The sequence below is a fragment of the Brevibacillus reuszeri genome, from assembly GCF_001187725.1.
Taxonomy (GTDB): Bacteria; Bacillota; Bacilli; order Brevibacillales; family Brevibacillaceae; genus Brevibacillus; species Brevibacillus reuszeri.
Map to the genome: position 1 here is coordinate 46,321 of NZ_LGIQ01000016.1, position 15,457 is coordinate 61,777.

The 15,457-nt window shown below is 46.5% G+C and carries 14 protein-coding genes and 1 riboswitch; of the genes, 3 read left to right on the plus strand and 11 right to left on the minus strand.

Annotation, left to right across the window (positions count from 1 at the left end):
• Position 1: 1 nt before the first annotated feature.
• From ADS79_RS30805 to ADS79_RS30825, 5 genes are all read right to left on the minus strand, one after another.
• Positions 2-1,684: an N-acetylmuramoyl-L-alanine amidase family protein gene (locus ADS79_RS30805; protein ID WP_049742309.1), complete on the minus strand. Its 1,683-nt coding sequence runs from the start codon at positions 1,682-1,684 to the stop codon at positions 2-4.
• 225 nt (positions 1,685-1,909) lie between these two features.
• Positions 1,910-2,362: a hypothetical protein gene (locus ADS79_RS30810; protein ID WP_236700160.1), complete on the minus strand. Its 453-nt coding sequence runs from the start codon at positions 2,360-2,362 to the stop codon at positions 1,910-1,912.
• Between the two features lie 64 nt (positions 2,363-2,426).
• On the minus strand, positions 2,427-2,684 hold the full coding sequence (locus ADS79_RS30815; protein ID WP_049742310.1) for a hypothetical protein: 258 nt from the start codon (positions 2,682-2,684) through the stop codon (positions 2,427-2,429).
• A gap of 131 nt (positions 2,685-2,815) precedes the next feature.
• Entirely contained in the window at positions 2,816-4,465 is a 1,650-nt protein-coding gene (locus tag ADS79_RS30820) for a peptide ABC transporter substrate-binding protein (RefSeq protein ID WP_049742311.1), read from the minus strand.
• Positions 4,466-4,813: 348 nt separating this feature from the next.
• Positions 4,814-6,442, minus strand: coding sequence for a peptide ABC transporter substrate-binding protein (locus ADS79_RS30825; protein WP_049742312.1), 1,629 nt, complete (start codon positions 6,440-6,442; stop codon positions 4,814-4,816).
• Between the two features lie 264 nt (positions 6,443-6,706).
• Here ADS79_RS30825 and ADS79_RS30830 point away from each other — a divergent pair, with 264 nt between their 5' ends.
• Together ADS79_RS30830 and ADS79_RS30835 are read left to right on the plus strand one after the other, a co-directional pair.
• Entirely contained in the window at positions 6,707-7,744 is a 1,038-nt protein-coding gene (locus ADS79_RS30830) for a nucleotide-binding protein (protein WP_049742313.1), read from the plus strand.
• Positions 7,714-7,959: a hypothetical protein gene (locus ADS79_RS30835; protein ID WP_049742314.1), complete on the plus strand. Its 246-nt coding sequence runs from the start codon at positions 7,714-7,716 to the stop codon at positions 7,957-7,959. The genes ADS79_RS30830 and ADS79_RS30835 overlap by 31 nt, the downstream gene beginning before the upstream one ends.
• 55 nt (positions 7,960-8,014) lie before the next feature.
• Here ADS79_RS30835 and ADS79_RS30840 read toward each other — a convergent pair whose 3' ends face one another.
• The gene (locus ADS79_RS30840; protein WP_049742315.1) at positions 8,015-8,815 is read right to left on the minus strand and encodes a helix-turn-helix domain-containing protein; all 801 of its coding nucleotides are present in this window, start codon (positions 8,813-8,815) and stop codon (positions 8,015-8,017) included.
• Positions 8,816-8,932: 117 nt separating this feature from the next.
• Here ADS79_RS30840 and ADS79_RS30845 point away from each other — a divergent pair, with 117 nt between their 5' ends.
• The gene (locus ADS79_RS30845) at positions 8,933-9,382 is read left to right on the plus strand and encodes an SRPBCC family protein (RefSeq protein WP_049742316.1); all 450 of its coding nucleotides are present in this window, start codon (positions 8,933-8,935) and stop codon (positions 9,380-9,382) included.
• Positions 9,383-9,555: 173 nt separating this feature from the next.
• On the opposite strand, the gene ADS79_RS30850 is transcribed toward ADS79_RS30845, so the two are convergent.
• The 5 genes from ADS79_RS30850 to ADS79_RS30870 form a co-directional block, all read right to left on the minus strand.
• On the minus strand, positions 9,556-11,208 hold the full coding sequence (locus ADS79_RS30850; RefSeq protein ID WP_049742317.1) for a peptide ABC transporter substrate-binding protein: 1,653 nt from the start codon (positions 11,206-11,208) through the stop codon (positions 9,556-9,558).
• Positions 11,209-11,395: 187 nt separating this feature from the next.
• Entirely contained in the window at positions 11,396-12,235 is an 840-nt protein-coding gene (locus ADS79_RS30855) for a MetQ/NlpA family ABC transporter substrate-binding protein (protein WP_049742318.1), read from the minus strand.
• 56 nt (positions 12,236-12,291) lie between these two features.
• The gene (locus ADS79_RS30860) at positions 12,292-12,960 is read right to left on the minus strand and encodes a methionine ABC transporter permease (RefSeq protein ID WP_049742319.1); all 669 of its coding nucleotides are present in this window, start codon (positions 12,958-12,960) and stop codon (positions 12,292-12,294) included.
• Entirely contained in the window at positions 12,961-13,974 is a 1,014-nt protein-coding gene (locus ADS79_RS30865; RefSeq protein ID WP_049742320.1) for a methionine ABC transporter ATP-binding protein, read from the minus strand.
• Positions 13,975-14,064: 90 nt separating this feature from the next.
• Positions 14,065-14,180: riboswitch (SAM riboswitch) on the minus strand.
• 125 nt (positions 14,181-14,305) lie between these two features.
• A complete protein-coding gene (locus tag ADS79_RS30870; RefSeq protein ID WP_049742321.1) occupies positions 14,306-15,301 on the minus strand; it encodes an LCP family protein in 996 nt (331 codons plus the stop codon).
• Positions 15,302-15,457 lie beyond the last annotated feature (156 nt).

A 15,457-nucleotide genomic window follows, 5' to 3' on the forward strand; every position in this document is an offset into this window, starting at 1 on the left:
CTTACTGATACGACTGATAGTATTCGCGGATCGCTGCTACAAGCGCTTTCGCGATTTTGTCCTGGAACGCCGGATTCATCAGCTGCGCGTTCTCTGTCGGATTGGACAGGAAGCCCGTTTCCGTCAGAACGGCTGGCATATTCGTGTTTTTAATGACGTAAAAACCGCTTGCCTTGACTCCACGGTCCTGGAATTTCGTTGCGCCCTGCAGATGTTTATGTACAACTTCCGCAAATGTCTTACTGTTTGCATTATAGTAGAAGGTTTCCGTACCACCAGCCGTCGCGCTTGGAGCCGCGTTTGCATGGATCGACAGGAATAAATCAGCCTCTCGATCGTTCGCGATAGCCGCACGCTCTGACAGCTCATAAAACACATCTGTTGTGCGAACAGGCACGACTTGAAACTCCGGGTACTGTTTCAAGAGCTCAACAACCTTGTTGGCTACAGCCAAATTATAATCCTTTTCATGGTTGCCTGCAGTCCCTAGTGTACCTGGGTCTTTTCCACCGTGACCCGCATCAATGACAATCAAATATCCTGTTTTCTTTGGCTTCGGCGTCAGCTGCACCTCAATGCCATCATCTGTATTCACCAAATTGTATTGGCTCTTTTGGTTTAATTCAATCACCACACGGACAGTATCAGGCGAAGCACTGTATTGGCTAAAGCGCAGTGCTGAAATCAAAGGTTCTTCTTTTGGCTCTGCAGCTTTGGCTGCCTGATCGTCGGAAGAGAAGGACTGTTCTGTATCCTCATCCATGTCCTCATCCTCATCGGCTTGCGAAGCTCGCTGCTTTTCTTCACTCTCTCCGATACTGCCAATGTTGCTGTTCTGCTCTTCCAACAGCTCCTTGAGGTTGTCGTCCAAGGAGGTTTGCGGCAGGTCGAGTACGATGCGATGTGGTCCGGTCAGTACAAACGCCTGTGCCTGAACGGGCATCGAGGTTTTAATGTGAACGCGTTCTTTATCCATCGTTAAATCCTTCAGATGATTCAATCGATCGATTTCAACCACGTTCTTTTTCTTATTCCATGTGAACGAACCGCCAAGCTCATTCTCGATTTGCTCTAGTGGAAGAACCAGCTGATCATCAATCGTCATTCCACGCTCGGGTCTTTTCCAGGCAAATCCTTTTTGTCCAACTTGCTCTGCTACTGTCTGTGCCGACACATACATCGTATCAGACACCTGGTACGTCTTGATCGCTTGTGAAGGGGCATGTCCATTTAAAAGGACCTGCGGTGTTTCGTTGGCGATCACTGTACGGCTGCTGTTATCCCAGCCCACCGTAACACCAAGTGATTCTCCGACAAAACGCAGTGGCAATAACATGCGCTGCTTTGCGATGACAGGTGCCGTGTCGAGGCTTACCTGCTTGCCGTTCACCACTGCTTTTTTTGAATCCAGTGTGAGAGATAGCTGCTGGGCTCCTCGTGTAATGACGGCTGTTCGGGATTTTTCATTCCATTCTACCTCAGCCCCGAGACCTTCCGCGATTACACGAACAGGAACCAATGTCCGCCCATTCTTGATGACTGGCGGCACATCAGGTACGGTAGCTTGTCCACCAATGATCAGCTTGACGGCTTCCTCGCTCGCTGCCTTTGCCGCTGTTGCCCAACCGGGGATTAGCAGCAGGACTAGCATCGCAAGAAGTAACGGGTACAATCGTCTTTTCATCCTGTCCTCCTCCGTGATGTCTGTTTTGTTTTGTGGCATGACGCCATTGTGCAACGTTCACCATTTTATTAGACGCATCACTCTCTGTAAAGTTTGTAGTCTTTTGGTACCAAAATCGTCATAAACTGAGCGATTTTTTGGGCAAATAGAAAAAGACTGTCTCTTTTTTTGTTGAAAGACAGTCTCCCTCTAGGTGTGTTTGGCAACCCATTTGCCGCTATTCTATTATAAGCGAAACAATCCACGTCGCTCTCTCTTGCTCACCTGCTCAACAGGTCCCTTCAGCATGTTTAATCCTCCATTTGCGACAAACTGCTGGATCATCGACAAAACGGCTGGATTGGAAAGAACCTTGATTGAATCGGCCACTTTCGAATTCTTTAATTGAGGGAAAGCACCACTCAAATGAGGCAAAAGGGGCAACAGGTCTTCTATAGAAAACGCAGGCTTTGTTTTTTCTGGAATGGGTTGTACAGGAATCGTTTGCCGCCTACCTCCGAATAAAAGGCTTCTCCGCTGGTCTGGCAATGGCCTGGCTTTGAGACGGCCCAAAGTATCCTTCATATCTTGCAGCTCCTGACGAACCTGGTTCATCTCGCGAAGCATCTGTGCACTGTTCGAATTCTGAGCATCCGCGAGCTTATTCACCGACTCGAGCAGTCGATCTTGGGAAACCAATAGCTTTTGCTTCTTCTTCGTCTTGGTAGCGATAATCCCACCTCCCTCCTTTTGACGCTTTCTCTTATTTGAAGCGTTTCTTGAGGTTGTTTAAATCTTTCGTATTGATTCCCTTTTTGGATAGCTTATTCATCAGACTGCCGACGCTCTCCGTTTTGGACATTTGCCTGAACTGCGCTACATAGCTGTTCAATTCCTTATCCGAGAAATTCTTTCCTACCTTTTTGCCCATGTCGCGGATAACTTCCTTTAAACCTGCATCCGTCTTCAACTTATCCTTAGGAATCGAGCCCACAATACTCAGCAATTTGCCGATATCCACAGTTATCCCCCCTGATCACAGTTTGTTCCCTTCAATCTATGTCAGGAGGCGTACGATGGTTTGGTCATTTGTCCATAAGTCAGCAAAAAAAGAAGAGAGGCACGCTAGGCGCCTCTCTTCTCATCCTTCTATTACTGAGCGATGTCAGCATTTTTGTAGTCAACTTGGCCGAGACCGTCGATAACTACGCCAGTAACTTTATCGTTTTGTACCCAAGATTGCGTGTAGAAGTAGATTGGCATGATCGGCATGTCATCCATCAGGATTTGCTCAGCCTGTGCCAGGATTGCTTTACGCTTCTCTGGATCTTGCTCCAGAGCGGATTGGTTCAAGAGCTCTTTGTACTTCGGATTTTCCCAGTTGGTGTCGTTGTTGCCACCTTTTTTGTCCTTGTACAGCTCCAGGAAGTTGATTGGATCGTTGAAGTCACCCAACCAGCCCATACGACCGATTTGGAAGCTGCCTTGATGCAAATCTTCGATGTATACTTTCCACTCTTTGTTTTCGAGCTTCACGTCTACGCCGAGTTGCTTTTTCCATTGGTCTTGGATTGCTTCTGCAATCTTTTTGTGACCTTCGGAAGTGTTGTAAGAAAGAGTGACGGTTGGCAGCTTGGTGATGCCTTCTTCTTTCATACCCTCTTCCAACAGCTTTTTCGCTGTTTCCAGGTCTTTGTCTTTGTAATAGCCATCTTTGTTCAGAGCCATGGACGGTGGTACTGCACCTGTAGCAGGGAGTTGACCTGCTTGCAGTACGTTGTCGATCAGAGCTTGACGATCGATGGAGTATGCGAATGCTTTACGGATTTTCACGTTGTTAAACGGTGCTTTTTCCGTATTGAATTTGTACCAGTAAGTACCCGCGATTGGCTGGGTTTTCATTTTTCCAGCATCTTTCAAAGCTGGGATAGCGTCTGTTGGCAGTGCGCTTGTAGGTGCACCAGCCCAGTCAAGTTCGCCGTTATCGAACATGGACAGCTCTGTATTCTCATCCTCTACCATGGAGAATTCGATCTTGTCCAATTTTACGTTGTCTTTATCCCAGTAGTTATCGTTTTTCACCAGGTTCAGCTTGTTTTTGTGCTCCCACAGGTCAAGCTTGAACGGTCCGTTACCTACGTGAGTTTTTGCATCAGCAGCCCACTTGTCGTTAGCTTCTACTACTTTTTGGTTTACAGGGAAGTATGTGTAGAAAGCTGTCAACTCAGGGAAGAAAGGAGTTGGGTTTTCCAGAACAACTTCCAGTGTTTTATCGTCAAGCGCTTTTACGCCTACGTCTTCTACTTTTGCAGTTCCTTTGTTGAATGCTTCACCGTTCTTTACATAGTACAGCTGGTAAGCATAGTTGGAAGCTGTTTTTGGATCCAAAGCGCGTTTCCATGCATATTCGAAGTCTTTAGCAGTTACAGCATCGCCATTGCTCCATTTTGCATCGCGGATTTTGAATGTATATGTTTTACCATCTTCGGAAACAGTGTAGCTTTCTGCTGCTGCCTCGTGTACTTTACCGTCGCCGGCGTTACGAGTCAGACCTTCGAAAGTTGCACGAATGATTGTACCGGAAGTGGAATCTTCTGCAATACCTGGGTCAGCTGTTGGTGGCTCAGAGTGCAGGTTCAGTCTCAATACTTTTGGTCCAGCAGCTGGTTTTTCAGCTGTAGCTCCTTGAGATGCGTTGTTGTCTGCGGGTTTAGCTGCTTCATTACCTGCGCCGCCACAACCTGCGAGGGCTGCACCAAGGACGAGGATGGAACTCATTGCTACGAAAACATTCTTTTTCATACAAGTAATCCCCCTTTTCTAAATCTTTTCTCAATATACATCCTTTTATATTATTTTTAAACATGTTTTAGATTGATTTAANTTATAAAAATAAATTTATCGATAAAATAAAACGGAAAAAGATTCCTCCCTTCTATAAAAGCCAATAAAACCTTATAAAATAGGGATTTATGAACCTTCTCCATTTTTTACTTTTCGCTATTCACCCATCTGAACTGCCTGCAGAGTCAACTTTATTTTATTTTAGTTATAAAATTTTGAATAAATAGAAAGTTTATTGTTCAAGTATGTAAACAAAAAAAGAAGGGCGTAATTGCCCTTCTTCTTGTATCGCATATGGTTGTTCGATTATTGAATGTCTGCCCATTTCCAGTCTACGAAGCCCAGACCGTCGAGAACAACACCTTTTACTTTGTCGCTCTTCACGTAGGAATGAGTGTAGTAGTAGATTGGCGCTGCAGGCATTTCATCCATGAAGATTGCTTCTGCTTCAGCCAGGATTTGTTTACGTTTTTCTGGGTCCTTTTCAAGAGCAGATTTGTTCAGCAGCTCCTGATATTTAGGATTTTCCCAGTTGGTATCGTTGTTGCTGCCTTTTTTGTTCTTGAACAGATCCAGGAAAGTGTATGGATCGTTGTAGTCGCCAGTCCAGCTGGAACGAGCGATTTGGAATTTACCTTGGTGCATGTCATCCAAGAATACTTTCCACTCTTTGTTTTCCAGCTTCACGTCTACACCCAATACTTTTTTCCATTGGTCTTGGATCGCTTCTGCAATCTTTTTGTGACCCTCGGAAGTATTGAAGGACAGAGTCAGAGTAGGCATTTTGGTGATGCCTTCTTCTTTCATACCTTCTTCCAGCAATTTTTTCGCTGTTTCTGCATCATTGTCCTTGAAGTAAGGGCTTGTTGCCACAGCCATTGTTGGAGGTACGAGGCCCATTGCTGGCTCTTGGTTCGTTTGCGTTACGTTGTCGATGATGGATTTACGATCAATTGCATACGCAAACGCTTTACGGATTTTCGCGTTGTTGAAAGGTGCTTTCTCCGTATTGAATTTGTACATGTAAGTTCCCGCAATTGCACGAGTTTCCATTTTGCCGGAATCTTTCAATGCTGGAACAGCGTCAGTAGGGAGTGCGCTCATAGGAGCTCCTGCCCAGTCCAGATCGCCATTGTCAAACATGGACAGCTCTGTGTTTTCATCCTCAACCATGGAGAAATCAATCTTGTCCAGTTTTACAGCATCTTTATCCCAGTAGTTGTCGTTTTTCGCGAGAACGAGTTTGCTCTTGTGCTCCCAAGTGTCGATCTTGAATGGACCGTTACCTACGTGGGATTTTGCTTCTCCTGCCCATTTTGCATCGGACTCAACTACTTTTTGGTTAACAGGGAAGTACGTGTAGAAAGCAGTCAGCTCCAGGAAGAATGGAGTTGGGTTTTTCAATGTCACTACAAGAGTTTTATCATCTTGTGCTTTTACGCCAACCTCGTCTGCTTTCGCTTTACCCATGTTGTACTCTTCAGCATTTTTCAGGTAGTACAACTGATATGCGTAAGTGGAGCCAAGCTTCGGATCGAGCGCTCGCTTCCATGCATATTCAAAGTCTTTTGCAGTAACAGCGTCGCCGTTGCTCCATTTGCTGTCACGCAGGTGGAACGTGTATGTCAAGCCATCTTCAGATACATCAACTTTTTCAGCTACGGACTCGTGAGGTTTACCATCTTCATTAATACGAGTAAGTCCATCAAATGTTGCACGGAGAAGCGCACCGGATGTTGAATCCTCAGCCAACGCAGGGTCAGCTGTTGGTGGCTCGCTGTGCATGTTCATGCGCAATACTTTTGGACCGCTAGTTTGCTCCTTACCAGTAGAAGCTCCTTGTTCACCGGTTTTTTCACCGCCGCCGCCACAGCCTGCCAGCGCCGCACTCAAAACCAGAATAGAACTCATAGCTGCAAATACGCTTTTTTTCATTGGTGTTGACCCCCTTTATATCGGTAAAACTCCATTGAAAGCTACTCCAACAATATACTTCATTTTTAGTAATATTGAAGACATTTTAAGCAAGTTTAATTATGTTTTATTCGAATATCAAAGTATATTAAGGGAAATAAATTCGAAACCTTCATCAAAGGAAGTATGCCTCGGGCAAGAAAAACTATGCAAAATAGGAGAATTCCTCTACACTGGAAGTAATTGGTTTGGTAAGGAATGGGTTGCCAGAAGGAGTGTGGCAGCATGCACAATAAGCAAAAGCCGGAAATTTTTATCGGATCATCCGTGGAAGGCCTCCCTGTTGCCTACGAAATTCAGTCTGCTCTTGAGCATGATGCTGACTGCATCGTTTGGCCCCAGGGTGTTTTTGATCCAAGCAGTGTCACGCTGCACGATCTGATCGAAATGAGCAAACAGGTGGATTTTGCCGTTTTTGTTTTTACACCAGACGATCTGACTACCTATCGGAAACAGGAAGTCAAAACGGTCCGTGACAATGTGCTATTTGAATTTGGTCTCTTTACCGGACGGCTCGGGATCGAACGGGTCTTCTTTCTAACGCCACGCCATGTTCCCGGATTGCATCTGCCAACAGATTTGCTCGGGATTGCGCCCATCACGTATGAACACACGGCTGACCCCACCCTTTTTCCAGCAAAAATCGGTTCTGCCTGTCATCAAATCAGGCGACAGCTGCAGAAGCTTGGACCGCTGGCGCAGGGCGTATCGGAAAAAGAAAGCCAGAGCTACATCCACAGACTAGAGTCTCATGCGCGGTTTCTCCTCTCCGCCATCGAGTCCAGCGACCAGATGATTCCCCGTATTCATGCTGTGCTCGGCGCTTTACACAACGAGTTTTACCCGATGGCCGATTTTCGAGTAAAAGGCACAACGCTGTTTCAATTGACAGAAGATGGCAAAGCATTGGTTCAAATCGGCGTGTCAGGCGCGATAAAAGATCATGCAAAAACGTACTTTTTGGAATACAATGTAAGTAGCAGCCATCCCAGAAGCTACGTAGTCGATTCCTTTCTAACAAACAAAAAGGTTATTTCGTATACGGGCAAGAAATACGGGAATGAAAAAGAGCTCATCCTCAGTTTTACTGTGGCGAAAATATTTGTCTTTACTATTCATCTGTTAGCCAAAGAAGTGCCGATGGAGCTGAACGAAATCGCAGAAGAGCTGATCCGTCTGAATGAAGATCTCTTCTATTACTTTGAAACCATATTAGAAAGGGGAACGATGCCATGCCATCTCGAAAATCGAATGCCCACATGACTGTATCGGGTCACGTCAGACCTGTATCCAGACATGTTGCTCGCCAAGTTTGGCGCTCTTTGTTGGCACAACGAGCGAGAAAGGTTCATGGCTCCATACCCTCTCTTCAGGGCGTCATTTATCACGATGGGCCGTCTGTACTGGATTCAGATGAAGGCATCGTTGTGATAGCGACCAAAGAGGCAGGCTTTAAAAGACCGCGATACATCGGCTAATATAATAGAAAAAAGAGCTGATACATCCGTTCAATAGCGGAGGTCAGCTCTTTTTTTACTTGTATTGGCGATATTCTTCTGGTGAAACCCCTACGATCGAACGGAAATCGCGAATAAAATGCGAGTGATCGTAATAACCAAGCGCGATGGACAGATCCAGCCAATCCCCTGCGGTTCCCTGATCCATACGCTCAGCCGCCTCATGCAGGCGATAGCGCTGAATGACCGACTTCGGACTGACGCCTACATACCGGTCAAACATTCGCTGCATGGTACGCTTATTCATGCCAGTAAGATGTACTACATCCTCTACTCTCAGGATCGTCCGGTCTTGCTGAATCATCTGGACGATATCGGCAACCAGCGCGGTGTTTGGATCTTGCTCTGGCATATGGGCAGTTAACAATTGTTCGGCCAGTCTCAACATCGCTGCGTCATCAGGCTGGCTTAGGATCTCAGCCTCCAGCTGATTTGTATCGATGCCGAATACTTCCTCAAGACCGATCACACCGCCAGTTAATGTAGAGACAGGCGCCTGCAAAAACGGATAAAAGCCCCCTGGCTTGAACTTTATTCCGAAGACCCAGCCCTGTTCTTTCAGCAAGTGGGAGGAGGTCGTTTTCGCTACCCCGAAGATCCCGCTCGCCCCTTTTTCAAAAACGAGGTTTACATTTGGATGCGCAATGACGACTTGGGAATAGGGGGCTTGTCCTCGTAAATCCCATCTGACAATCCAATAATGCTGCACAAAATAACCAATTTCTGCTGACGGCTGCAATCTGCTGAGCGAGAATTTTTTCTCTCCGATCAATGCGTGCAGAACGCCCTTCGGAAACTTTTCTGCTATTTTATCCATGCCCGGCCTCCTGTCGCGTTTTTACAATACGACCTATCCATTCCTGTTTATACTAAGAGTAGTGGTTGAAAGGAATGTTTTCAATTCCAAACTTTAGAAATCACAGGAGGCACGAATATGGATCTTCATTACGATTTTTATATCGGAGCTACCCCCGAGCAAGTATGGCATGTTCTTGTTTCTGATGAAGGTGTATCTGCAATTTTCTGGGGGTGCACGATTCGCTCTTCTTTTCAAGTAGGTGACGAGTTAGCTTATGTGGGTCCTGGAAACGATGGTGACCAAACCGTACATGTATATGGCAAGTTGCTGGAGTTCGAACCAAACCGAATCATCAGCTACCTCGAGCATCCTGGTCCTTCTTACTATGAAAACCATGCTGAACTAGAGACACGTGTCACTATTACTCTAGAGCCGGTCGGCCAATGCACAAAGTTAACCCTAATGAACGACCAATGGACAAAGGATCATCCCTCTTACGCCAATACAAGCAATCACTGGCCAATGATTCTCTCCAACATCAAAACCTACGCAGAAACAGGCAAAACGCTCGATTTGGGATTTTAATTCCGTGATATAGGCATTCTCTCTGACTAAAAAAACGCGGACAAGAAGTTTTTCTGGCAGCCTCACTCAATGGCTACGGGATTCCTCTTCTTGCCCGCTTTTTTCTGTGAAAAGCGATCTCGACGTTTTTCATAAAACGGTCATGACCCTTTTGTTACGGACCGTTCAATCGTTTACTCTGTTTTGCTTGCCCACTTCAAATCAATGAAGCCGAGTCCATCTACTTGTACATCTTTTACCTTGTCACTTTGTACCCATACGTCTACATCCGTAAAGAGCGGGATCACAGGCATAGCATCCATGAAAATCTGTTCAGCTTGAGCAAACAGCTCTTTACGCTTCTCCGGATTTCCTTCCAAGGCAGATTGCTTCAACAGCTCTTGGTAGCGTGGGTCCTCCCAGCCTGTATCGTTGTTTCCCGTATTGGCGTCACGGAACATTTCCAGGTAGTTGATCGGGTCATTAAAGTCTGCGTTCCAGCCGAGGCGTCCCAGCTCGTATTTCAGCTCATGCATGTCTTGCAAATGCACCTTGAATTCTTTGTTGGAAAGCTTCACATCAATGCCGAGGCCCTTTTTCCATTGGTCTTGCAGCGCTTCAGCGATCTTGGTGTGGCGATCTGTCGTATTATACGAGAGTGAGATTGGAGGCAGCTTGGTCAAGCCTAGCTCTGCCATTCCTTCTGCAAGCAGCTTTTTGGCTGTCTCGACATCATTATCCTTGAAGTAGCCCTCTGGCTTCACAATCATGGACTGCGGCAAGAGGCCCATCGTTGGCACCTGTCCTACCTGTGTGATGTTGTCCACGATCGTTTGACGGTTTACCGCATAGGCCAATGCTTTGCGAATTTTCGCATTGCTAAGCGGTCCTTTGGTCGTGTTGATCTTGTACCAGTACATGGTCGCTTTTGGATGAATGACCAGCTTTCCGGATTCCTTCAGGGATGGAATCGCATCTACCGGCAATCCCCCCAATGGTTGACCTGCCCAGTCCAGCTCATTGTTTTCAAACATGGACAAGGCCGTACTATCATCCTCAATCATCACAAACTCAATCTTATCGAGCTTGACTGCGTCTTTATCCCAGTAATTTTCGTTCTTTTCCAGAACGATCTTGCTCTTGTGCTTCCATTCCGTCATTTTGAACGGACCGTTGGCCACATGTGTCGCTGCTTCGAATGCCCACTTCGGATTCGCTTCCACCACTTTTTTCGGTACAGGATAATACGTATAAAAAGCAGTCAGCTCCAGGAAAAATGGCGTAGGATTCTCCAGTGTCACCTCTAATGTATTGTCGTCGATGACCTTCACGCCGAGCTCATCGGCTTTTGCCTGCCCTTTGTGTACCTTTTCAGCATTCTTGATGTAATAGAGCTGATAAGCATACTCCGCTCCCAAGCTAGGATCAAGCACACGCTTCCAGGCAAACTCAAAATCCTGGGCAGTCACCGGATCGCCATTACTCCATTTGGCATCGCGGAGCGTGAACGTATAGATCCGGTTATCCTCCGAGACCTTTACGTCCGAAGCTATCGAATTCATCGGTTTGGAGGCAGCATCCAGACGGGTCAGGCCGTCAAAGGTAGCACGCACGACCGTTCCCGAGGTAGCGTCCTTGGCTAGCCCAGGATCAGCCGTCGAAGGCTCACTCGTCAAGTTTGCGCGGAAGATTTGCGGAGCTTTTGATTCAGCCACCTGTGTCGCCCCACCGGGGCTTGGTGAATTCGGCTGAGGCTGCTGCTGCGTCTGTCCCCCTCCTGCACACCCTGTCAAAATCATTCCGACAATCATAATCATACCGGTAATGATAGAAATTTTCTGTCTCATTCAAATATTCCCCCTTATCAATTTTTTTCTATCGACACCAATATACTCGACAGAAATGGGCTTGAGAATGGGGTTTGAAGATATTTAATTTAATTTTATGAATATTTATTCTATTATAAAGGAAAATAAACCCAATCAGCTGTGGTAACCAGATTGGGTTTATGTGATCGTTCAAATAACTTGTTACTTAGAACGCTGGGAGAATCGCGCCTTGGTATGTGTCTTCGATGAATTTTTTCACTTCAGGCGAGTTCAGTTCTTTTGCCAGCTTTTGCATGGCTTCGGAATCTTTGTTGTCAGCACGAGCTACCAGGAAGTTTGCATATGGAGACTCTTTGTCTTCGATGAACAGAGCATCTTTGGCAGGTACGAGCTTCGCTTCCAACGCATAGTTCGTGTTGATCAGAGCCAGATCTACTTCATCCAGAACGCGCGGCAGCATAGCAGCCTCAACTTCTTTGAATTTCAGGTTTTTCTTGTTCTCTACGACGTCTTTTACCGTACCGCTGATGCCTACGCCGTCTTTCAGCTTGATTACGCCGTTTTTGTCGAGGAGAGCCAGTGCGCGACCGTTGTTGGTTACGTCGTTTGGCAGTGCGATTGTTGCGCCATCAACTAGCTCATCAACGCTTTTGATTTTTTTGGAGTAAGCACCGAATGGCTCGATGTGCACCGCAGTCACAGGCTCCAAAGTCATGTTCTGGTCTTTATTGAATTGCTCAAGGTATGGTTTATGTTGGAAAAAGTTTCCGTCCAGTTGTTTTTCGTTTACTTGTACGTTTGGTTGTACATAGTCAGTGAATTCTTTGATCTCCAGGTTTACACCTTGTTCCTTCAGCTTAGGCTGAACAAACTTCAGGATTTCTGCGTGTGGTACAGCAGTAGCACCAATTTTCAAAGTAACTTCTTGTTGTCCACCCTGAGCGCCACCTGTAGATGGAGCAGGTGCGGTTTCTGTTTTGCTTCCGCAAGCTGCCAAAGAAAATGCTAATACAGTAGAAAGTACAGATACAACCAGTTTCTTCACAGTAGATTTCCCCCTTTTATTTGTAAACCACTTCTAAAACGTTTTATGGAAAGACCTTACTTGCGGCTGTATTTCAGAACCAGTCGGTCCCCCAGCGATTGTAAGATCTGAACCAACACCAACAAAATAACAACCGTCACAATCATGACATCCGTCTGGAAACGCTGATATCCATAACGGATCGCCAGGTCACCCAAGCCACCGCCACCGATAACCCCAGACATCGCCGTATAGGAAACGAGAGCGACTGTCGTAATCGTAATCCCTGCAATCAGGCCCGAACGAGCCTCGGGCAAAAGTACGTTCAAGACGATTTGCCAGTTCGAAGCACCCATGGATTGCGCTGCCTCAGTCACACCACGATCCACTTCCCGCAAAGAGGTTTCAACCAAGCGGGCAAAAAACGGTGCAGCCCCGATAACCAGCGGTGGAATGGAGCCGAGCACGCCGAGTGATGTACCTACAATTGCTTTGGTAACAGGAATCAATAAGATCATCAAAATGATAAACGGAACGGAACGCAGGACGTTCACCACAAAAGAGGCGACGAGATAAAATCCACGGTTGGCCAAAAGCTGTCCTCTTGAGGTGAGGAAGAGGATCACACCTAGCGGCAATCCGATTAAGATGGTAAACAGGGTTGAAAAGCCAAGCATGGAAAGAGTATCAACGGTTCCAATGCCAATCTCGGACCAATCCACATTTTTAAGTTCCAACCACTCCATCTAAATCACCTCCACTTCCAGGCCACGCTGACGCAGCTTCTCGATCGTCTGCGAGTTTTGTTCTGCACTGCCTTCGAGCTCGACCACCAGTTGGCCGTACGGAGTGTCCTTCATCCGTGAGATCGTGCCTTGCAGGATACTGAACACAGTGCCCGTCTCTTGCATCGTTTGGAAAAGAATCGGCTTGTACGTCTGCTCACCCAGGAAAGTGACGCGTGCGATTGTACGATTACCAGAAGCCTTCTCATATGCTACTGCTTCGCGCAGCTCATGGGAATCAGCCACCTGCTCCACAAATTCCTGTGTAGTCGGATGCTTCGGCTTGAGGAATACTTCGACCACATCGCCTGCCTCGACAATGAGTCCACCGTCAATGACACCTACGCGATCACAAATTTGACGGATGACCTGCATCTCATGCGTAATCAGCACAATGGTCAATCCCAGCTTGCGATTAATGTCCAGAAGCAATGCCAAAATGGAGTTGGTCGTCTGCGGGTCGAGTGCCGAAGTAGCTTCGTCACACAGGAGTACCTTCGGGTCGTTCGCCAATGCACGTGCAATCCCCACTCGCTGCTTCTGTCCGCCTGACAGCTGTGCTGGATATTTGTCCCGATGATCCTCGAGGCCTACCAGCTTTAACAGTTCGTCGACTTTTTTCTTAATCTCGGCCTTTGGGCGCTTTGCTAGCTTCAACGGAAAAGCGATGTTTTCTCCGACTGTAGCCGAGGACAGCAAATTAAAGTGTTGAAAAATCATACCGATATGACGTCGCTGCTCCTGCAGCTTCCGATCGTCCAGCTTGGTCAAATCAACACCGTCTATCATGACCTCGCCTGTAGTTGGGCGTTCCAGCAGGTTCATACAACGAATCAATGTACTTTTCCCCGCGCCGGAATGACCAATAATGCCGTATATCTCTCCCTTTTTAATAGAGAGGTTAATTCCCATTAATGCCGGGATATTATTACCTTGTACCAGATAGCTCTTATGCAGCTCTCGCAGTTGAATCAACCATTTCCACCTCCCGTAAAAAACAAACGAGCCCCTTTTTCATCAAACGAAAAAGGGGCTGCAACGCAATTTATACGTTCGCATCCACCCTTCTCATCTATCAAGATCCAATTAATCTTGTAGGAATTGGCACCGCGACGTCTATTCGAAAATAGACCGGTTGCCGGGCTTCATAGGGCCTGTCCCTCCGCCTCTCTTGATAAGAAAGATTTCCACGTATATTATGTTCGTTTTGCATATTTTCATGATACAAGTCGGATTATATCTCTTTTGAAAATAGTAAGTCAATAGTAATAGTAGGTAAAATTGTAGGCAAAAAAAAGCAGCACGCTCAATTTGGCGTGCTGCTCTGTTTTTCTTCCACCGGCTGCATGGCTTCGGTAGTAGGTGGTTGAAGCTTTTCCTGAATAAAGGTTTGGACCTGATCTACATCTGGAACCAAAACGGCTCCTGCTTTGTTTGATTCACGGAACATTCCCATCGGAGGCAGCTGATAGTTTCCTGGCGACTGCGTATTCAAGCTGAGTCCGAGTGCGGATAGCTTCAGCATATCCATCGAGCCGATATTCGTTTGGACATATGGCGTAACTTCTTTCAAAATGCTTGGCAATTGAATCAAGGTCGTACCATTTTTCATCTGATTTGCTATTGCGGCCAATAATTTACGCTGCCGCTCGGTGCGCGTATAATCTGAGGTAGCATCATGACGAAAACGCACGTATTGCAAGGCTTTGTTTCCGTCCAACTGCTGCAAGCCCTTTTTCAAATGAATATCGTAAACGCCCTTGTCAGTCGGATCGTGGTAGTACATGTTTTTCTCTACATCCAGCTCCACGCCGCCTACAGCATCAATCAGTGCCTTGAAGCCCTCGAAATCGGTAATGACGTAGCGATCCACTGGCAATCCCGTAAATTGACTCACGGTCTTCATTGCGAGCTCCGGTCCACCGTCAACAATCGCGGAATTAATCCGGGAGCTTCCGTTGCCCGGTATATCGACATACGTATCCCGCAAAATCGAGAATAAATCATATCGCTTCGTCAGCGGGTCTACACTGACAAGCATCATCGAATCCGAACGCGGAAGTCCGTTATTTTTCACACCCCTGCGGTCTACACCCATCAGCAGGATGTTGACTCGCTCCTTGCCGTCCCACTGCGGGATCTCGGCTGCCTTTGTCGCTGCCCCACCATCTGGTGGCGCCGGCGTTATCACATTCGGCTCTTGAATATTTTGTGCAAACTCATAGAAGGAATATCCGTAGTACCCTGCTGTTGCAGCGATAACTACAAGCATCAGGAGCAACACTCGTTTCCATATTCGCATAAAAAACTACTCCACCTTTAGTCTTCGTATCCATGTAACTCAACTCTCCACTTTGTTTAGTATAACTCGAAACCGAAAAAAGTGGAGCAGCCTTTATTTGGGTTATATATACTTATTATACTTTTTAGTTTACAAAGTATTTGATGATCGCTATAC